18 protein-coding genes and 1 pseudogene are annotated in these 17,525 nt (G+C 73.3%); 8 read left to right on the forward strand and 11 right to left on the reverse strand.

Annotation, left to right across the window (positions count from 1 at the left end; genetic code table 11):
• A partial coding sequence (locus ACFIF2_RS30085) for a maltotransferase domain-containing protein (protein ID WP_395576408.1) occupies positions 1–480 on the reverse strand: 480 nt, incomplete at its 3' end.
• 51 nt (positions 481–531) lie between these two features.
• Entirely contained in the window at positions 532–804 is a 273-nt protein-coding gene (locus ACFIF2_RS30090) for a DUF5133 domain-containing protein (protein WP_395576409.1), read from the reverse strand.
• Between the two features lie 276 nt (positions 805–1,080).
• Here ACFIF2_RS30090 and ACFIF2_RS30095 point away from each other — a divergent pair, with 276 nt between their 5' ends.
• Both ACFIF2_RS30095 and glgX read left to right on the forward strand, forming a co-directional pair.
• Positions 1,081–1,596 (forward strand): pep a2, encoded by a 516-nt coding sequence (locus ACFIF2_RS30095; protein WP_395576410.1) that lies wholly within the window; start codon positions 1,081–1,083, stop codon positions 1,594–1,596.
• A complete protein-coding gene (glgX, locus tag ACFIF2_RS30100; protein ID WP_395576411.1) occupies positions 1,593–3,740 on the forward strand; it encodes a glycogen debranching protein GlgX in 2,148 nt (715 codons plus the stop codon). Before ACFIF2_RS30095 ends, glgX begins: the two co-directional genes overlap by 4 nt.
• A 12-nt stretch (positions 3,741–3,752) precedes the next feature.
• Here glgX and ACFIF2_RS30105 read toward each other — a convergent pair whose 3' ends face one another.
• On the reverse strand, positions 3,753–4,556 hold the full coding sequence (locus tag ACFIF2_RS30105; protein WP_395576412.1) for a VOC family protein: 804 nt from the start codon (positions 4,554–4,556) through the stop codon (positions 3,753–3,755).
• A gap of 227 nt (positions 4,557–4,783) precedes the next feature.
• On the opposite strand from ACFIF2_RS30105, the gene ACFIF2_RS30110 reads away from it, so the two are divergent.
• The gene (locus ACFIF2_RS30110) at positions 4,784–5,104 is read left to right on the forward strand and encodes an ANTAR domain-containing protein (RefSeq protein ID WP_395576413.1); all 321 of its coding nucleotides are present in this window, start codon (positions 4,784–4,786) and stop codon (positions 5,102–5,104) included.
• Positions 5,105–5,122: 18 nt separating this feature from the next.
• Here the strand turns inward: ACFIF2_RS30110 and ACFIF2_RS30115 are convergent, their stop codons facing one another.
• Positions 5,123–5,914, reverse strand: a complete 792-nt coding sequence (locus ACFIF2_RS30115; protein ID WP_395576414.1) for an RNA polymerase sigma factor SigF — start codon at positions 5,912–5,914, stop codon at positions 5,123–5,125.
• A 300-nt stretch (positions 5,915–6,214) separates the two neighbouring features.
• Between ACFIF2_RS30115 and ACFIF2_RS30120 the strand changes: the two genes are divergently transcribed.
• Positions 6,215–6,739: a hypothetical protein gene (locus ACFIF2_RS30120; RefSeq protein ID WP_395576415.1), complete on the forward strand. Its 525-nt coding sequence runs from the start codon at positions 6,215–6,217 to the stop codon at positions 6,737–6,739.
• 30 nt (positions 6,740–6,769) lie between these two features.
• Here the strand turns inward: ACFIF2_RS30120 and hemC are convergent, their stop codons facing one another.
• The 3 genes from hemC to ligD all read right to left on the reverse strand — a co-directional run bounded on the left by hemC (position 6,770) and on the right by ligD (position 9,671).
• Positions 6,770–7,705, reverse strand: a complete 936-nt coding sequence (gene hemC / locus ACFIF2_RS30125; protein WP_395576416.1) for a hydroxymethylbilane synthase — start codon at positions 7,703–7,705, stop codon at positions 6,770–6,772.
• 64 nt (positions 7,706–7,769) lie between these two features.
• The gene (locus tag ACFIF2_RS30130; protein ID WP_395576417.1) at positions 7,770–8,546 is read right to left on the reverse strand and encodes an NPP1 family protein; all 777 of its coding nucleotides are present in this window, start codon (positions 8,544–8,546) and stop codon (positions 7,770–7,772) included.
• Between the two features lie 144 nt (positions 8,547–8,690).
• Positions 8,691–9,671 carry a non-homologous end-joining DNA ligase gene (ligD, locus tag ACFIF2_RS30135; RefSeq protein ID WP_395576418.1) on the reverse strand — a complete coding sequence of 327 codons (981 nt, stop codon included), beginning with the start codon at positions 9,669–9,671 and terminating at the stop codon, positions 8,691–8,693.
• 234 nt (positions 9,672–9,905) lie between these two features.
• On the opposite strand from ligD, the gene ACFIF2_RS30140 reads away from it, so the two are divergent.
• The 3 genes from ACFIF2_RS30140 to ACFIF2_RS30150 are packed head-to-tail and all read left to right on the forward strand — an operon-like array spanning position 9,906 to position 13,153.
• Positions 9,906–10,286 (forward strand): hypothetical protein, encoded by a 381-nt coding sequence (locus tag ACFIF2_RS30140; RefSeq protein WP_395576419.1) that lies wholly within the window; start codon positions 9,906–9,908, stop codon positions 10,284–10,286.
• Positions 10,283–10,750 (forward strand): peroxiredoxin, encoded by a 468-nt coding sequence (locus ACFIF2_RS30145; RefSeq protein ID WP_395576420.1) that lies wholly within the window; start codon positions 10,283–10,285, stop codon positions 10,748–10,750. Before ACFIF2_RS30140 ends, ACFIF2_RS30145 begins: the two co-directional genes overlap by 4 nt.
• Before the next feature lie 60 nt (positions 10,751–10,810).
• On the forward strand, positions 10,811–13,153 hold the full coding sequence (locus ACFIF2_RS30150; protein WP_395576421.1) for a SpoIIE family protein phosphatase: 2,343 nt from the start codon (positions 10,811–10,813) through the stop codon (positions 13,151–13,153).
• A gap of 40 nt (positions 13,154–13,193) precedes the next feature.
• Here the strand turns inward: ACFIF2_RS30150 and ACFIF2_RS30155 are convergent, their stop codons facing one another.
• Positions 13,194–14,024 (reverse strand): aldo/keto reductase, encoded by an 831-nt coding sequence (locus ACFIF2_RS30155; RefSeq protein WP_395576422.1) that lies wholly within the window; start codon positions 14,022–14,024, stop codon positions 13,194–13,196.
• Between the two features lie 158 nt (positions 14,025–14,182).
• Here ACFIF2_RS30155 and ACFIF2_RS30160 point away from each other — a divergent pair.
• Positions 14,183–14,338: pseudogene (locus ACFIF2_RS30160) on the forward strand (TauD/TfdA family dioxygenase); the annotation flags it as partial.
• Positions 14,339–14,354: 16 nt separating this feature from the next.
• Here the strand turns inward: ACFIF2_RS30160 and ACFIF2_RS30165 are convergent.
• The 3 genes from ACFIF2_RS30165 to ACFIF2_RS30175 all read right to left on the reverse strand — a co-directional run bounded on the left by ACFIF2_RS30165 (position 14,355) and on the right by ACFIF2_RS30175 (position 17,463).
• A complete protein-coding gene (locus tag ACFIF2_RS30165) occupies positions 14,355–15,857 on the reverse strand; it encodes a metallophosphoesterase family protein (protein ID WP_395576423.1) in 1,503 nt (500 codons plus the stop codon).
• An 88-nt stretch (positions 15,858–15,945) separates the two neighbouring features.
• The gene (locus ACFIF2_RS30170; protein WP_395576424.1) at positions 15,946–16,701 is read right to left on the reverse strand and encodes a dienelactone hydrolase family protein; all 756 of its coding nucleotides are present in this window, start codon (positions 16,699–16,701) and stop codon (positions 15,946–15,948) included.
• Positions 16,702–16,842: 141 nt separating this feature from the next.
• Positions 16,843–17,463, reverse strand: coding sequence for an L-threonylcarbamoyladenylate synthase (locus ACFIF2_RS30175; RefSeq protein WP_395576425.1), 621 nt, complete (start codon positions 17,461–17,463; stop codon positions 16,843–16,845).
• Between the last annotated feature and the right edge of the window lie 62 nt (positions 17,464–17,525).

The raw sequence follows: 17,525 nt of genomic DNA on the forward strand, positions 1-17,525 counted from the left end.
GGTGGCCACCGGCAGCGAGTCGTCGAGCAGGGCGTCCGAGGCGGCCAGGACCACGGCGCGCCCGGCGTCCCTGGGCACCCCGGCGGCCGCCCGCCGGTACAGCTCGGCCCCTTCCTCCAGCACCAGCCCGGTGTCGATGCCGGCCGGCACCTTGATCCGCGCGTGGTGCCTCCAGGTGGCGACGGGGTCGCTCCACGCCTCCACCCGGTACGTCCAGCGGCCCGGGGCGTCCGGGGTGACCTCGGCGCACCAGCGGTCGCTGCCCGGGGCCAGTTCGCGCATCGGCGTCCACGGGCCCGGCCGGCCCTCGGGGTCCTTCAGTACGACGTTGGCGGCCACCGCGTCGTGTCCCTCGCGGAACACGGAGGCGGTGACCTCGAACGTCTCTCCCGCCACCGCCTTCGCCGGGCGCCTGCCGTACTCCACCACCGGGTGGACGTCCCGTACCGGGATACGCCCGATCCCCACGCTCGTGCTCATCCGTTCTCACCTCCGCCGTGCTCGGGGCCGGGCGCCGCCCGGCCGTTCGGGTCAGGCCGCGCCGGAGGGGGTCTTCCGCCCCGACGGGGAGAGCAGCTCGGGCCGCTCCTGTGCATGGGTGACGAGGTTCGTGCGCAGATACCGCTCGGCGGCCTCCGCGGCCTCGCGTGCGCACCGCTTTCCCATCAGCACGCAGAGGGTGTAGCCGGAGTCCTCGAAGGTGGCCCGGACGGCCACGTCCGCGGGGGACGCGAGCATCGAACGTTCCCAGGCGCGGTAATGCCGCAGCTGCCGGGCGACTTCGCTCTTCGCGGGGAGCAGCATGGCCGGTCACCTTCCGGACGGTCCGGTGGTACGGACGATCGAGTTCTTCACACATGGTGCACGGACGGTGACGCCCCGTCTTGTTGGATCTTCAACCACTTTGCGTGGTGCCGCTCCGGTCGGCGAGGGCCGTCCGTGGCTCGTGTTGCACGAATGGACTACTGCTCTCACTCTGGAGTCACTCAGAAGCGATCAGTGCTCACGCTTCGTGTTCGGGGAGCTCGTCCCCCAAGGGACGAGGAGGAGCGAGAGCTTTCGCGGTGAGGAGCCACGACGATGAAGACCGCAGTGCCCTGCTACTACCACCTCGACGTGGAAGTGAGTCCGGAACGGGTCGGACAGGTCAGGCGCATTCTGGCCGCACACCTCCGGTTCTGGGACCTGGATAACCTCGTCGACCCCGTCTGCTCCGGCGCCGAGATGCTGCTCCGGGCGATCGACGAGCACGCGAGCGACAAGCACACGTCGATCGAGATGTGGTGGAACCGCCAGCACCTCATCACGGCCGTAGCGGGCAACGACCACGCGCTCCGTCCCGACCAGGACCTGCGCACCTGTCTCCAGCACCTGGCCGCGAACAGCGACGGCTGGGGCTGCTGCGCGGCCGACACCGGGGCCAAGGTCATCTGGTTCTCGCAGCGTGCCCGGGCCGGCGAGCGCGTCCCGCTGGTGGCGACGGCACCGGAACCCATCACCCAGGAGGGGCTGGAAGTGCCGCGAGAGATCATGCCGGTGGCCCGCCTGGCGCGGCCCGACGGCTTGCCGGACGGCATCCTGGAGGAGGCCCGGTGACCCGCGCCAGGCCGAAATGGAAGGGGTCGCCCGTGTGGAGCGGGCACCCCTATCCCCTGGGGGCCGCGTACGACGGACGGGGCACCAACTTCGCGCTGTTCAGCGAGGTCGCCGAACGCGTCGACCTCGTCCTCGTCGACGACGACGGCGGCCACAGCACCATCCCGCTCCCCGACGTCGACGGCTTCGTCTGGCACTGCTACCTGCCCGGCGTCGGACCCGGGCAGCGGTACGGCTACCGGGTCCACGGTCCGTGGGCCCCGGCCGTGGGCCACCGCTGCAACCCGGCCAAGCTGCTCCTCGACCCGTACACCCGGGCCGTGGACGGGATGGTGGACAACCACGCCTCCCTCTTCGAGCGGGCCAGGGGCAGGGCCGACCCGGGCGACAGCGCCGGGCACACGATGCTCGGGGTGGTCACCGACCCGTCCTTCGACTGGGGCGACGACCGCCCGCCGGGGCGAGCGTACTCGGAGAGCGTGATCTACGAGGCCCACGTCCGCGGTCTGAGCCGCACCCACCCCGACGTCCCCGAGGAGCTGCGCGGCACCTACGCGGGGCTCGCGCACCCCGCGGTCGTGGACCACCTGACGTCCCTCGGCGTGACCGCCGTGGAACTGATGCCGGTGCACCAGTTCGTGCACGACGGCCACCTCCAGGACCGGGGCCTGTCCAACTACTGGGGCTACAACACCATCGGCTTCTTCGCGCCGCACAACGGATACGCCGCCCTCGGCACCCGCGGCCAGCAGGTAACCGAGTTCAAGACGATGGTGAAGACCCTGCACGCGGCCGGCCTCGAAGTGATCCTCGACGTGGTCTACAACCACACCGCCGAGGGCAACGAGAAGGGCCCCACCCTCTCCTTCCGGGGCATCGACAACGCCTCCTACTACCGCCTGGTGGACGGCGACTGGCAGCACTACTACGACACCACCGGCACCGGCAACAGCCTGCTGATGCGGCACCCCTACGTGCTCCAGCTCATCATGGACTCGCTGCGGTACTGGGTCACCGAGATGCACGTCGACGGGTTCCGCTTCGACCTCGCGGCGACCCTGGCCCGGCAGTTCCACGAGGTGGACCGGCTGTCCGCGTTCTTCGACCTCATCCAGCAGGACCCGGTGATCAGCCGCGTCAAGCTGATCGCCGAACCCTGGGACGTGGGCGAGGGCGGCTACCAGGTGGGCAACTTCCCGCAGCTGTGGTCGGAGTGGAACGGCAAGTACCGGGACGCGGTACGGGACTTCTGGCGCGGCGAGGACCACACGCTCGGCGAGTTCGCCTCCCGGCTGACCGGCTCCTCCGACCTGTACCAGCACAGCCGGCGCCGCCCCCGCGCCAGCGTCAACTTCGTCACCGCGCACGACGGCTTCACCCTGCGCGACCTCGTCTCGTACAACGACAAGCGCAACGCGGCCAACGGCGAGGACAACCGGGACGGCGAGAGCCACAACCGGTCCTGGAACTGCGGCGCCGAGGGCGAGACCAGGGACCCGGCGGTCCGGGAGCTGCGCGGCCGCCAGCAGCGCAACTTCCTGGCCACCCTCCTGCTCTCGCAGGGCATCCCGATGCTCTGCCACGGCGACGAACTGGGCCGCACCCAGCGCGGCAACAACAACGCCTACTGCCAGGACAACGAGATCTCCTGGGTCGACTGGCGGCTGAACGAGGAACAGCGCGCGCTGCTGGACTTCACCCGGCGCCTGATCGCGCTGCGCGCCGACCACCCGGTGCTGCGCCGCCGCCGCTACTTCCGCGGCCAGACCGTCACCCACGCCGGCCAGCCGCTGCCCGACCTGGTGTGGCTGCGTCCGGACGCGCGGGAGATGACCGACGAGGACTGGCGGCGCTCCGACGCGCACACCGTCGGCGTCTTCCTCAACGGCGACGCCATCGCCGAACCGGACCCGTGCGGCCGGCCCGTCACCGACGACTCCTTCCTGCTGCTGCTCAACAGCCACTGGGAGCCGGGCGGTTTCCGGCTGCCCGACGCCACCTACGGCGAGCGCTGGACGACCCTGATCGACACCGCCGATCCCGAGGGCACCCCCGACGAGGCGGAGCACAAGGCGGGCACCCTGGTGGCCGTCGAGCAGCGCAGCCTGGTGCTGCTCTCCCGGCCCTCGCGCACCGGTCGGTGAGCGTCCCGGGGATCAGTCGCCGAAGCGGCGCGCGGTCACCGTGAACTGCGCGCCGTCGGCGTCCCGGAGCACGGCCTCCTCGGCTCCGAGGGAGAGCACGCTGCCGCCGTGCCGCTCCGCCGTGCGGGCACAGGCCTCGACGTCCTCGACCGCGAAGTGCACCTGCCAGTGCGGCCGGATGGCCGGGTCGGGGGCCGCTCCCAGCGCGCCCGACTCGATGCGCGCCACCACGTCTCCCTGGCTGCGCAGGACCACCTCGTCACCCTCGTACTTCACCTCGCAGCAGCCGTCGGACCCCGCCCAGTCGAAGATCTCGCCGTAGAAGATGGCGGCGTCGAAGGCGTCGCGGGTGTGCAGCCGGATGAAGGCGGGGCGCGAGGCGCGCCAGCTCTCCCAGTCGGAGAACAGCTCGCCCTCCCAGATCCCGAAGGTCGCGCCGTCCCGGTCGGCCAGCAGCGCGGCCCGTCCGGGCGGCAGCGAGATCGGTCCGACCGCGGCCGTGCCGCCGCGCTCCGCCGCCCGGGAGACGGCCTCGTCGGCGCTGCGCACGGCGAAGTACGGCGTCCAGGCGACCGCCATCTGCCACATCGAGGCGACCGCGGCGATCCCGGCGACCGGGGCACCGCCCGCCAGGGCGATCCGGAAGGGCTCGCCCAGCTTGGCGGGCCGCCACTGCCAGCCCAGCACGGCGGAGTAGAACTCCTCGGTCGCCTTCAGGTCCCGGCTGGTCAGACTCACCCAGCAGGGGGCTCCGTACACGGAGCGCGTGGACAGCAGGCTCTCGCCGCCGGAGGGGAGGGGCATGTCGTGGTTCATGGCAGTCGCGTCCTGGTCTCGTCCACCGGCAGTCACCGGCTCCACACCAGTGTCCGGCCGGGAGTGCGGCGGGCGCCTGCCGAGTACCCCGGCCGCGGCGCCGAAACGGTGGCGGACCGGCCCCGGACGGCCCAGTGGCGCGGGGCCGCACATGTGACGACGATGGATGCGTCGGAGCCGTACCGCACGGCGCAGGCGGCGGTGACACGCCGGATCCGGAGGTGACCATGCCCACGGACTGGGGCTCGGACCAGATATCCGAGCTGCAGGAGCAGGTCCGGCAGCTGAAGGAGGCGGTCGTCTCGCACGCCGTCGTCGACCAGGCCATCGGGATGATCGTCGTCCTCGGCAGGGTGACGCCGGACCAGGGATGGATCGTCCTCAAGGAAGTTTCCCAGCACACGAACATCAAACTGCGCAATGTCGCGGAACTGATACTCATCTGGGGGCGTAGCGGAGTGATGCCGCCGGAGATCCGGGCCGCCCTCGAGGACGCGCTGGACCGGCACGGCCCGACGCAGATCCCCGGTGCCGCACCGGGGGCCTGAGTCGACCGGGGATCCGAGTCAGCGGACCTCCGCGAGGATCTCCTCGCGGATCCGGTCGCAGCAGCCGCTGAGCAGCCGCGAGACGTGCATCTGCGAGATGCCGAGCTGCTGCGCGATCCGGCTCTGGGTCATTCCGGCGAAGAAACGCAGGTAGAGGATGGTGCGCTCGCGTTCCGGGAGCGCCTCCAGACAGGGCCGGACGGCCACCCGGTCCACGACCGTGTCGAAGGCCGGGTCCGGCCCGCCCAGCGCGTCCCCGAGGGCGTACCCGTCGGTGCCGGGCATCTCCGCCTCCAGGGAGAGGGCGGAGAAGCACTCCAGCGCCTCCATGCCGGTACGGACCTCGACCGTGGTCAGCTGGGCGTGCTCGGCGATCTCCTCGATCGTGGGGGCGCGTCCCGGCGTGGTCTGCGCCAGCTCCTTCGCGGACTTGCGCACCCGGTTGCGCAGGTCCTGGATGCGGCGCGGCACGTGCAGGGTCCACATGTGGTCGCGGAAGTGCCGCTTGATCTCGCCGGTCACGGTCGGCACGGCGTACGCCTCGAAGGCGTGGCCGCGCTCCGGGTCGTAGTGGTCGACGGCCTTGACCAGCCCGAGGGCCGCCACCTGGTAGAGGTCCTCCAGGTTCTCGCCGCGGCCACGGAAGCGGACCGCGATCCGCTCGGCCATGGGCAGCCAGACCTGGATCAGCTCGTCCCGCAGGGCCTTGCGCTCCGGGCCCTCCGGCAGCCCGGCGAGCCGTTCGAACGCCGCCGCGGTGTCGGGGGCGTCGTCGTGGGGGTGGGGCTTGGTTCTGCCGGCGATACGCATATGCGCACCTCCCTCAGCAGGGGTGCTGGCACGTCCTCGTATATATGGATACTGAGCGCCAAAGCGCCGGACGGCCACCCGAACGGCTGTGGACCGGTGGGCGAGACGGCGGAGGAACGGAACGTGATGTGCGGCACGCTCCTCGTGACCGCCTCGCGCGGGCGCCGGCGGATCGTCCCTGCGCAACGCTTGATCACCGATCAAAAGGGGTGAAGCCCCTGGCCACAGCGCATTCCGCTCATTTGACAGTGCACTGAGCGCACAGATAGGAAGCAGCGTCGAGAGGTCGAGAGGGGCACCGTGTACGAGCCGAACGTGGTCGGGGACTGGCAGGAGTACGACGAGCACGCCGGTCTGCGGGTCCGCGTCCACCGCCTTGAGCCGGCCGAACCGCCGCGCGGGCGCGACGACGCCGCCGAGGGGCTGACGTACTTCTGTGTCCGGGTGACCGTGGAGAACCGGGGCGGCCGGCAGCTCGGCATCCACCTGGAGGACGGCCAGGTGGACGTGCGCATCGGCCCCGACGGGGAGAGCGCCTTCCTCGACTGGCGCAACTCCCAGTTCGTCGAGGGCTTCGACGTGTATCCGCTGCGCCGGGCCACCGCCGTGCTCTACGCGGCCGGCCCGGAGGCGAGCCTCGGCCAGATCGACGTGCAGGTGCAGCTGCGGGTGGACGAGGAGTGGACCGACCGCCGCCTGTGGACCGGCGGCCTCGGGCTGTCCGACGGGGACGCCGGGCCGCTGTGCGCCCCGGTGCGGGACGGCGGGCTGGCGCACCAGGTGAGCGTCTTCCTGCGGGACCAGGCGGAGGAGGGCTCCGCCTGATCCGCGGCGCGCGGGGCGGCGTGCGGCGCCTCAGTGCGCGATGCCGTCGATGATCTCGCGGGCCCCCTGGCGCAGCAGGGCCACGGCGACCGAGGTGCCCAGCGTCGCCGGGTCGAGCCGCCCGGCCCATTCGTGGGCGTTCAGCCGGGTCTTGCCGTCCGGGGTGAACACGCAGGCCCGCAGCGACAGTTCCCCGCTCCGGTCCACCCGGGCGTACCCGGCGATCGGGCTGTTGCAGTGCCCTTGCAGGACGTGCAGGAACATGCGTTCCGCCGTCGCCTCCCGGTGCGTGTCCGGGTGGCCGAGGCCACTCACCGCGTCGATGAGCGCGCGGTCGCCCTCCCGGCACTGCAGGGCGAGGACGCCCGCGCCGATCGGCGGCATCATCGTCTCGGGGGAGAGGACCTCGCTGATCACGTCGCGGCGGCCGATGCGTTCCAGGCCGGCGACCGCGAGGAGCAGGGCGTCCGCCTCGCCGGCGGCGAGTTTCGCCAGCCGCCGGTTGGCGTTGCCCCGGAAGGGCACGCAGCGCAGGTGCGGGTGGGTGGCGGCCAGCTGGGCGACGCGGCGCACCGAGGAGGTGCCGACGCGGGTGCCGGCCGGAAGCTCGTCCAGGGTGAGACCGCCCGGGTGGACGAGGGCGTCCCGGATGTCGTCCCGCTCCAGGAACGCGGCGAACACCGTGCCCGCGGGCAGCGGGCGGTCGGCGGGCACGTCCTTGACGCAGTGCACCGCGAGGTCGGCCTCGCCCGACAGCAGCGCGGCGTCGACCTCCTTGGTGAACGCGCCCTTGCCCTCCACCAGCGACAGGTCGCCGAGCCACTTGTCGCCGGTGGTGCGCACCGGCACGACCTCGGTGCGCACGCCGGGGTGGAGGGCCGCCAGCCCGGCCCGGACGCGCTCGACCTGCGCCAGGGCCATGGGGGAGTCGCGAGAGACGATACGGATCAGTTCGGGGACGGACATGCGGACACGATAGTGCCCCGGGGGAGGAGTCCGGCTCGTGGTTCGCCCGACTGGCCGCTCCGGCTCAGGCGTTGGGGTCGAAGGGGATCCCGGCCGGCTTGGCGGCGGCCAGGTGGGAGGCGAAACTGCCGTCCTTGAGGCCGAAGTTGGCGCTACCGAAGTCGTACGCGCTCAACCTGTCGCGCAGGCCGGCCGGATAACCGTTCCATCCCACCAGGGCCGGGTACTGCCACGCGCCCTTGTGGTTCTCCGGCGGCTCGTCGCCCGAGGTCGCCAGGCGGAAGCAGTGGGTGCTGATGCCGTCCTTGTGGTAGACGATCTTCGGGTGCGTGCCGTCGAAGCGGACCGCCGATCTGGCGTGCACGCTGAACGAGCCGTGGTTGGAGGTCGAGACGTACTGCACGGCGCCGTCCCGCACCCACACCACCACGTGCTCCCAGTCGTGCCGGTGACCGCCGAGACTGCTGCCGGGCAGCGCCTGGTCCTTCTCGAAGTACAGGCCGTACATGTAGGCGCACCAGCCGTTGTCGCACTTCGCGCGCGAGTAGCCGTTGGTGTTGTCCAGGTCGGCGGCGTCGCGGCAGTTGCCGTTGAGGGCACCGGTGGGGTTGAGGCCCCCGTTGACCGCTCCGTCGGCGCCGATGGCCGGCGTGGGGTAGCAGCCGTCCGTGTCGTAGTCGTAGGCGGGCTGGTACGTCCGCTCCAGGGCGTCGGCGTTGCCGGGCAGTCCCGGGGGCGGGGCGGCGAAGGCACTCGTGGGGAAGGCGACGACGAGGGCGAGGGCACCGAACGGTGCGACGAGCCATCTCTTGCGGCGGGCTTGGGCGGTACGCGACGACACCGCGTCCTCCTCGGATTCCGGGCGCAGCCCAACGGCTGTGGGGGGAAGGGGAGTTCAGGTTCCCGTCTTTTCCCTCGCGCGCCAAGAGGGCCCGGGCGTCACGGTGGTGAAGGACAGCCCAACAATGGGTCCCGCGTCACAGGCTCACACCATGTCGTCCGGGACGTCGGCCGCCGCGTCCTCGGGCGCGAGGTCCGGGCGCAGCCGCAGCCAGGACGGCTGGCGCAGCATGCCCTCCCGGGTACGGGTGCTGTAGCGGACCTCGCCGACCAGCCGGGGGACGACCCAGCGCGCCCCCGGCACGCGCGGTACGGGGTCGAAGGGGCACGCGTCCGTCGCGGCGGCCCGCAGCAGCGCCGCCAGCTCGGCGCGTTCGGCCGCGCTCCAGCCGGTGCCCACCCCGCCCACGTACCGCAGCCGGCCCTCGGCGCGCTGGCCCACCAGGACGGCGCCGGGAAGGCCCGCCAGGCGGCCCTTGCCGGGGAGCCAGCCGCCCACCAGGACGTCCTCGCTGCGCATGTTGCGGATCTTGATCCAGGCCCGGGAGCGGACCCCCGGTTCGTACACCGAGTCCAGCCGCTTGCAGACCAGGCCCTCGAGCCCGTGCTCGCGGGTGGCCCGCAGGGCCTGTTCGCCGTGGCCGACCAGCGCGGCCGGGGTCGACCAGGCCGGCCCGGCGAGGCCGAGGCCGACCAGCCGCTCGCGGCGGCCGGAGTAGGGGAGGCGGAGCAGGGAGCGGCCCGCCAGGTGGAGGGCGTCGAACAGCACCAGGTGGACCGGCGCCCCGGCCGCCCGGCGCGCCGCCCGGCCGGGGGCGTGCGCCAGGCCCATGCGGGACTGGAGCAACTGGAAGTCGGCGCGGCCCCGTTCGTCCAGCGCCAGCACCTCACCGTCCAGGACGGCCGGGGTGGTGCCGAGCGCGGTGGCGAGCGGCGCCAGCTCGGGGTAGGCGGCCGTGATGTCGTGGCCGGAGCGGGCCCGGAGCAGCACGCTGCCGTCGCCGGGCAGGTAGACCACCACGCGCTGGCCGTCCTGCTTGGTCTCGTAGGCCCAGCGCGCGTCCTGCGCGGCGGGTGGCAGGGCGCCGGGCGTGGCGAGCATGGGCGGGATCAGCGGCAGCTCCACGGGACAGTTCTCGACGCCGCCGCGCGCCCCCACGCGCGCGGGCCGCGAGGTTCGCCTGAACGGCGCCGGGCGGGCCGGCCCGGCGGCGGGGCGGTGGCGCGGGGTGAAGGACGCGAACCTCCCGGCGGGCCCCGGTCGAGCGGTGGCCCCTGACCGTGTACGCGTTCGCAGCCGTACGCCACTGATCTTTACCGTCGAGTAATATCGCGCGGCAGGCCCCCCGGAGGAGGAACCGTGTCCCGGTCCGAACGCTCACCCCTGCTGCTCGCCGGCCTGCTGGCCGCCGCGGGCGTCGCCCACTTCGCCCGCCCCCGCACCTTCGACGCGATCGTGCCGCGCGGCCTGCCCGGTACGCCCCGGGCCTGGACGTACGCCAGCGGCGCCGCCGAACTGGTGCTCGCCGCGGGCGTCGCCTGGCCGCGCACCCGCAGGGCCGCCGCGCTGACCACGGCCGCCTTCTTCGTCGGCGTGTTCCCCGCCAACGTCAAGATGGCCGTGGACTGGCGGCACCGCCCCGCACCGCAGAAGGCCGCCGCGTACGGCCGGCTGCCGGTGCAGGTCCCGCTCGTGCTGTGGGCGCGCGGCGTCGCCAAGGGCAGCGAGGGCCGGTCGTGAGCCGGACCCCCGCCGTGGGCGGGACGGTCGAGGACTTCACCCTGCCGGACGAGACCGGGGTCCCGCGCCGGCTCACGGAACTGCTCGCCGACGGCCCCGTGGTGCTGTTCTTCTACCCCGCCGCACTGACTCCCGGCTGCACCGCGGAGGCCTGCCACTTCCGCGACCTCGCCGCCGAGTTCGCCGCACTCGGGGCCCGCCCCGTCGGCGTCAGCGGCGACCCGGTCGAACGGCAGCAGGAGTTCGCCGGACGCCACACGCTCGGCATGCCGCTGCTGTCCGACGCGGACGGCGCGGTCCGTGAGCTGTTCGGGGTGAAGCGGGGGTTCGGCCTCGCCCCCACCAAGCGGGTCACCTTCGTCATCGGCCAGGACCGCACCCTGCTCGAGGTCGTCCGCAGCGAGCTGAGGATGAGCACGCACGCCGACCGGGCCCTCGCCGCGCTGCGCGCTCACCGCGGGTGACGCCACTCCCTCGCTCCGTCGCGGTTGAAACCGGGCCGCAATGGGTCAATCCTGGACGCTATGGAGCATGCCTCCGCCGTGGCGACGCTGGACGCCCACGGCACGGTGACGGGATGGAGCGAGGGCGCCCGGCGGCTGACCGGCTATCCGGCCGAGGAGGTCGTGGGCCGGGACGCGCGGGACCTGCTCGCCCGGGACGTGCCGCCCGCGGACCTCTCCGGCCTCGCGGGCCCGGCCCTGCTCCGGCACCGCGACGGCTCCACCGTGGCGCTGTGTCTGCGGGGTGCGCCCCTGCTGGGAGCCACGGGCGCTCCGGACGGGTTCGCCGTGACCGTCGAGCCGCCCGGGGAACCGGGCCGCGTCCTGACCGGCGACACCTTCCAGCAGTCGTCCCTGGCGATGTCCGTGCACGACACCGGGCAGCGCTACCTGCGGGTCAACGACACGGCGCGCCGCATGCTGGGACTGCCGGAGGAGGAGCTGATCGGACGGCGGCTGCCGGAGATCATGGAAGAGGTCGACGCCAACGGCTCCGGCTTCCTGCGCCATCTCCAGCAGGTCGTCGACACCGGCAGGCCCGCGCACTACGAGACGTTCACCCCCGCCTCCTCCCTGCTCGGCGAGCACGCCTGGACCGTCGAGATGTGGCCGGTCCGCGACACGTCGGGCGAGGTGACCGCCGTGGCGGTGGCGGGCTTCGAGACCACCGAGCAGCACCGGGCGCGGCAGCGGCTGGGCCTGCTGAACGCGGCCGCGACCGGTATCGGCACCACGCTGGACGTCGTCCGCACCGCCGAGGAACTGATCGGGTTCCTCGTCCCGCGTTTCGCCGACTTCGCCAGTGTCGACCTGCTCGACTGGGTCCTGGGCGCGGACGAACCACTGGCGGTGCCCGCCGAGGAGATCGAACTCCGGCGCGTCGCGCACCGAGCCGCCACCGAGGACTTCCCCCGGGCCTCGGTCCACCTCGGCGAGATGGACGCCTACCCCCCGTACTCGGCGCCCGCCCGAGCCCTGCGCGAGGGACGGGCGGTGCGCACCGGGCCCGGCGACCCCGGCTTCGACCGGTGGATGCGGGTCCGCAACGAGCAGGCCCCGTACAACCGCGCCTACCGGGAGCGGGTCCGCTCGACCCTGGCGGTGCCGCTGATGGCCCGCGGCACGACCCTGGGCGTGGTGGTGGCCGTGCGCGCCGCGCCCCGGCCACCGCACGTCGACGACGACACCGTCCTGGCCGAGGAGCTCGCCAGCCGGGCCGCGGTCTGCATCGACAACGCCCGCCGCTTCGCCCGCGAGCGTTCCACCGCCCTGGCCCTCCAGCACAGCCTGCTCCCCAAGGGCATGCCGGGACAGGCGGCGGTCGAGGTCGCCCACCGGTACCTGCCCTCCGTGTCGGCGGCCGGCATCGGCGGCGACTGGTTCGACGTGATCCCGCTGTCCGGCAGCCGCGTGGCCCTGGTCGTCGGCGACGTCGTCGGCCACGGCATCCCGTCCACGGCCACCATGGGCCGCCTCTGCACGGCCGTACGCACCCTCGCGGACGTCGACCTGCCCCCCGACGAACTCCTCACCCACCTCGACGACCTCGTCACCCACCTCACCGCCGGTGACGGGGGCAACGAGGTGGCCGAACTGGGTGCCACCTGCCTCTACGCCGTCTACGACCCCGTCACCCGCGTCCTCACCATGGCCGCGGCCGGGCACCCCGCGCCGGCCCTCGTCCTGCCCGACGGCACCGCACGGCTCGTCCGCATGACCGCGGGGCCGCCGCTCGGCGTCGGCGGACTGCCGTTCGAGGCGACCGAGCTGGAGCTGCCCGAGGGCTCGGTCGTCGCCCTGTACACCGACGGCCTCGTCGAGGACCGCGACCGGGACGTCGACCACGCCACCGCCGAGCTGTGCCGGGCGCTCACCGCGCCCGCCAACTCGCTGGAGACCCTGTGCGACACCGTCCTCAAGGCCGTGATGCCGGAGGAGCCCGGCGACGACGTGGCGCTGCTGCTGGCCCGCACCCGCGCGCTGGGCACGGACCGGATCCGCACCTGGGACGTCCTGCCCGATCCCGCGCACGTGGCCACCGTCCGCAGGTCCGTCATCGAGCAGTTGGCCGACTGGGGACTGGACGAGGTGGCGTTCGTCACCGAACTCGTCGTCAGCGAACTCGTCACCAACGCCATCCGGTACGGCGAGCCACCCATCCAACTGCGCCTCATCCGCGACACGGCCCTCATCTGCGAGGTCTCCGACGCCAGTTCCACCTCGCCGCACCTGCGCCGGGCCCACGCCTACGACGAGGGCGGCCGGGGCCTGCTGCTGGTCGCCCAGCTCACCCAGCGCTGGGGCAGCCGCCAGACGGGCGGCGGCAAGACCATCTGGGCCGAGCAGCCCCTGCCCGAACAGTGACCCGGACAGTGAACGGCCCTCGCGCGCGGACAGGGCCCCCTCAGAACTCCTCGTGCGCCTCGGGGTCCCCGCCGATCCGCCGGTGCGCCCGGTCCGCGATCGCGCGCATCTGGCCGGCGTCCAGCTCGAAGCCGAAGACGTCGAGGTTGGCGCGCTGCCGCGCGGGGTCGGAGGACTTGGGGATGGGCACCGCGCCGAGCTGCGTGTGCCAGCGCAGGACGGCCCGCGCGGGTGTCACGCCGTGCGCGTCGGCGACCGCGGCCACCGCCGGATCGTCCAGGAGGTCGCTGCCGCGCCCCAGCGGGCTCCAGCTCTCGGTGCGGATGCCCTTGCGCTCGTGGAAGGCGCGCAACTCCTCCTGCGGGAAGAGCGGGTGCAGCTCGATCTGGTTGACCGACGGCAGGACCCCCGTCTCCTTCTCCAGCCGTTCGATGTGCTCCGCCGTGAAGTTGGAGACGCCCACCGAGCGCACCAGGCCGTCGTCGCGCAGCTTGACCATCGCCTTCCAGGAGTCGACGTACTTGTCCACCCGGGGCAGCGGCCAGTGGATGAGGTACAGGTCGACGTACTCCAGACCGAGCCGGGCGCGGGACTCCTCGAACGAGGCGAGGGTCTCCTCGTAGCCGTGGTGCCGGCCGGGCAGCTTGGTCGTCACCACGATCTCCTCGCGGGCGACCCCGGAGGCGGCCACGCCGCGGCCGACGCCGGTCTCGTTGCGGTAGTTCGTCGCCGTGTCGATCAGGCGGTACCCCGTCTCCAGGGCTTCGCGGACCGCCCGCTGCGCCTCGTCGTCGTCCATCGGCCAGGTGCCCAGCCCCAGGGCGGGGAGAGCGGTGCCGTCGTTGAGCGTGTGCGCCGGGATGCTGATCACCGTGGGACCTTCCCTCGACTGTGCGCGGCGGTGTGCCGCCCGTCCAGCCTCGCCCACGGGAGGACCGGTGATCAACCGCACGGCGGGGCAGGAGTGGTGCCGCGTCTGCCACGATCCGTGCCGAAGCCGCATCGGACGGCCGACCGACGACCAACGGAGCGCGCACGATCCTGCGCGCCGAGTCGGTCCCGCCGTACGGCGGCGACACCACCTGGCCGAACCTCGCCGCCGCCTGCGCCGGGCTGTCCGCCCCGATGCGCGCGTTCGCCGACACCCTGCGCGCCGAACACCGCCTCGGCGCCGGCAGCGAGCCCGGACGCTGGTGAGCCGTCACCCGAGCGGGATCGTCACCTCGTCCTCGACCGGCGGGTCCAGCTCCTGCGCACGGTTGCCGGTGGCGGCGTAGCAGCGCAGCCGGATCGCGTCGGGGGCGACGTCCAGGCGCAGGAAGCTCTTGAAGAAGGGCGGGTCGTACGTCGCGGAGCCCGGCGAGAACACCTGCGTGTAGATCTTGCGCACGGGCAGCCGGAACCGCTTTCGGCGGTCGGGCCGCCGCCCGGTGCCCAGCAGCCCGGCGACCAGCCGGGTACGCCGGGTGACCCGCGCGGCGGTGCCCGGGGCGCGGGCCGGGCGGATGCCGAGACGCTCGGTGATCACGGCCGTCGCCTCGGCCTCCGTGAGGGTGAACAGGCGCCGCAGCCGCAGCCGGCGGCCGTAGAGGCGGCTGTAGAACGCGAGGGAGTCGCCGCGCAGCGGATAGCAGCGGAAGTCCCGCTCGGTGACGCCGGCCACCGAGACGCGGGGGATGGTGTGGGTGGCGTGGGTGAAGGCCCCGCCGCCGCCCGCGACGACGTACTGGACGGTGCGCCCGTCCACGTCGACCGGGTAGCGCTGGTAGTTGTGGATGTCGCCGCCTATCGCCGCGACGTAGTGGTGGCCGGGGTCGCGCACGATGTCGTCGACCGTGCCGCCGCCCTCGATCGCGCAGGGACGGTGCTCGCCGTCCACGTACAGGGGCGAGCCGGTGACGAGGATCTTCGGGCGCGGCCCCCGGGACACCTCGCGCAGCCAGGCGCCCTGCCCGGCGTCGACCGTGCCCAGCAGTCCCGTGTCGATGCCGACGATGCGGACCGGGCCGGCGTCGATCGCCCAGTACGGGCCGGGCTGCACCGCCTGCTGGGCGGGCGCGGCCCGCATCCCGCGCGCCTCGTCCAGGCGCCGGCCGTCGTCCGGACGCGGCCGGTGCCACAGCAGGGACCGCAGCCAGGCCCGGGTGAGCGGGCGCGGCGCGGGTTCCGGCGGCAGGGGCGGGGCGTCACCGCAGAACACCCGCATGAACCCGCCGAGGTCCTCGTACCAGTCGTGGTTGCCCGGTATCGCGTAGACCGGGGCCTGGTAGTCGCGGTAGGGGCGGAAGAACTTCGGGCCGTAGTCGTCGGCACTGCCCACCGGGTAGATCACGTCACTGGCGAGGACCGCGAACCGCGTGTCCCCGCCGGCCCGCAGCAGCCCGGGCACGACGGCGTACTGGGGGTCGTCGCCCTCCCCGGTGTCGCCGATGACCAGGAAGGAGAACCGGTCGGGGTCGTCCCGCCGGATCACCTTGTCGGCCGGCGCCCCGGCCGCCGCCCGCTGCGCCACCCAGCGGGCGCGCGTGCGCCCCGTGGGGTCGCCGAACCAGGAGGCCAGCACGCCGTTGCGGGCGGCCCACAGGGTTGCGGGGTTCAGCCAGGACAGTTTCCCGGTGCGCTGCGGCATGAGCCGCGGGTAGGCGCCGCGCTCGGTGGAGCCCCAGCCGGCGCCTTCGGCGGTGTCACGTGAGGAGTCGGGCATCCGGGCACGGTAACAACGCCCGGCCCGGACGCTCGACGTGGGCCCTCGTCAACTCTCCCTCCGGCGGCGGTGCTTCAGAGGCGCCGGGTCACAGCGTCCGTTTCAGGAGGTCCAGCAGCGCCGCCCAGTGCCGCTCGTCCGCGTCCGGGTCGTACGCCGCGGTGTCGGCCTGCGTGTAACCGTGGTGGGCGCCCTCGTACACCTCGCAGCGGTGCCGGACACCGGCCGCGTCCAGGGCCGCCGCGAGGCGTTCCCGCTGCTCGGCCGGCATGCCCGGGTCCTGGTCGGCGTGGGCGACGTACACCTCGGCGGTGATCCGCCCGGCCTTCAGGTGCGGGCTGTCGGGCTCCCCGGTCGCGAGGTTCGCCCCGTGGAAGCCGGCCACCGCCGCGACCCGGTCCGGGTGGGCGCCGGCCGTGCGCAGGGCGAGGGCGGCGCCCATGCAGTAGCCGGTCAGCGCGACGGGGCCGCCGGCCGCCGCCGGGCAGTCGGCCAGCCACCGCAGGTAGGCGCCGGCGTCCCGCACCGCGCGCTCGGGCGTGAGCGCCTGGAAGGCCGGCCCGAGCGACCGGAAGAGGTCCGGACGCGCCGCCACGTCGATGAACTCGGGCAGCTCCACGACCGGGGCCCGCCCGCTCCGGTAGAAGACGTTCGGCACCAGGACGGTGTACCCGGCGCCGGCCAGCCGGTCGGCCATCTCCCTCAGTCGCGGGCGCAGCCCGAAGGCGTCCATGTAGAACAGCACGGCGGGGTGCGGCCCGCCGTCGGCGGGGTGCGCCAGATAGGCGTCGGCCGTGCCGTCCTCGGTGGGGATGTCGACAGCGGTTCCCTGTACGGCGGTCATGGTGGGGCTGCCTTTCTGTCGTGCCTCACGGGGGACATCCCGCCGGCGCCACCGGCGGATCATGGTCATCGTGGCACGCCGTCCCGGGCGGGCGAGGCCGGGCCCCTCAGAGGGCCCGGCCCCTGCCGCCCGGCTCGTCCGTCACTCGAACCGTGTCGTGTCGCCCGCGCCCCGCCGTACGATCTCCGCCTCACCGCCGGAGAAGTCGACGACCGTCGTGGGCTCGGTGCCGCATTCCCCCGAGTCGATCACCGCGTCCACCACGTGGTCGAGCCGGTCCTTGATCTCCCAGCCCTGGGTCAGGGGCTCCTCCTCGCCGGGCAGCAGCAGGGTGCTCGACAGCAGCGGTTCGCCCAGCTCGGCGAGGAGGGTCTGGGTGACGACGTGGTCGGGGATGCGCACGCCCACGGTCTTCTTCTTCGGGTGCTGGAGCATGCGCGGCACCTCCCTCGTCGCCGGGAGGATGAAGGTGTAGCTGCCGGGGGTCGACGCCTTGATCGCCCGGAACACGTCATTGTCGATCTGCACGAACTGACCGAGCTGCGCGAAGTCCTGGCACACCAGGGTGAAATGGTGCCGGCTGTCCAGTTGCCGGATGGACCGGATGCGGTCGATGCCGTCGCGGCTGCCCAGTCGGCAGCCGAGGGCGTAACAGGAGTCCGTCGGATACGCGATCAGCGCGCCGGCGCGGACGCTGTCGGCGACCTGCGCGATGCTGCGCGGCTGGGGGTTGTCGGGGTGCACGTCGAAGTACTTCGCCATTCACCGAGCTTATGCCCGCTCGCGCGCACGCACCGCCGGGCCCCGGTGGGTGCCGCGAGCCC

Source organism: Streptomyces sp. BK79 (assembly GCF_044142145.1).
Lineage (GTDB): Bacteria > Actinomycetota > Actinomycetes > Streptomycetales > Streptomycetaceae > Streptomyces.

What these genes read in the sequence shown, in the direction of transcription:
- ACFIF2_RS30090 (WP_395576409.1), bottom strand. Translation starts at nt 804, where the DNA reads ATGCTGCTCCCCGCGAAGAGCGAAGTCGCCCGGCAGCTGCGGCATTAC.
- ACFIF2_RS30095 (WP_395576410.1), top strand. Translation starts at nt 1,081, where the DNA reads ATGAAGACCGCAGTGCCCTGCTACTACCACCTCGACGTGGAAGTGAGT.
- ACFIF2_RS30105 (WP_395576412.1), bottom strand. Translation starts at nt 4,556, where the DNA reads ATGAACCACGACATGCCCCTCCCCTCCGGCGGCGAGAGCCTGCTGTCC.
- ACFIF2_RS30110 (WP_395576413.1), top strand. Translation starts at nt 4,784, where the DNA reads ATGCCCACGGACTGGGGCTCGGACCAGATATCCGAGCTGCAGGAGCAG.
- ACFIF2_RS30115 (WP_395576414.1), bottom strand. Translation starts at nt 5,914, where the DNA reads ATGCGTATCGCCGGCAGAACCAAGCCCCACCCCCACGACGACGCCCCC.
- hemC (WP_395576416.1), bottom strand. Translation starts at nt 7,705, where the DNA reads ATGTCCGTCCCCGAACTGATCCGTATCGTCTCTCGCGACTCCCCCATG.
- ACFIF2_RS30150 (WP_395576421.1), top strand. Translation starts at nt 10,811, where the DNA reads ATGGAGCATGCCTCCGCCGTGGCGACGCTGGACGCCCACGGCACGGTG.
- ACFIF2_RS30165 (WP_395576423.1), bottom strand. Translation starts at nt 15,857, where the DNA reads ATGCCCGACTCCTCACGTGACACCGCCGAAGGCGCCGGCTGGGGCTCC.
- ACFIF2_RS30170 (WP_395576424.1), bottom strand. Translation starts at nt 16,701, where the DNA reads ATGACCGCCGTACAGGGAACCGCTGTCGACATCCCCACCGAGGACGGC.
- ACFIF2_RS30175 (WP_395576425.1), bottom strand. Translation starts at nt 17,463, where the DNA reads ATGGCGAAGTACTTCGACGTGCACCCCGACAACCCCCAGCCGCGCAGC.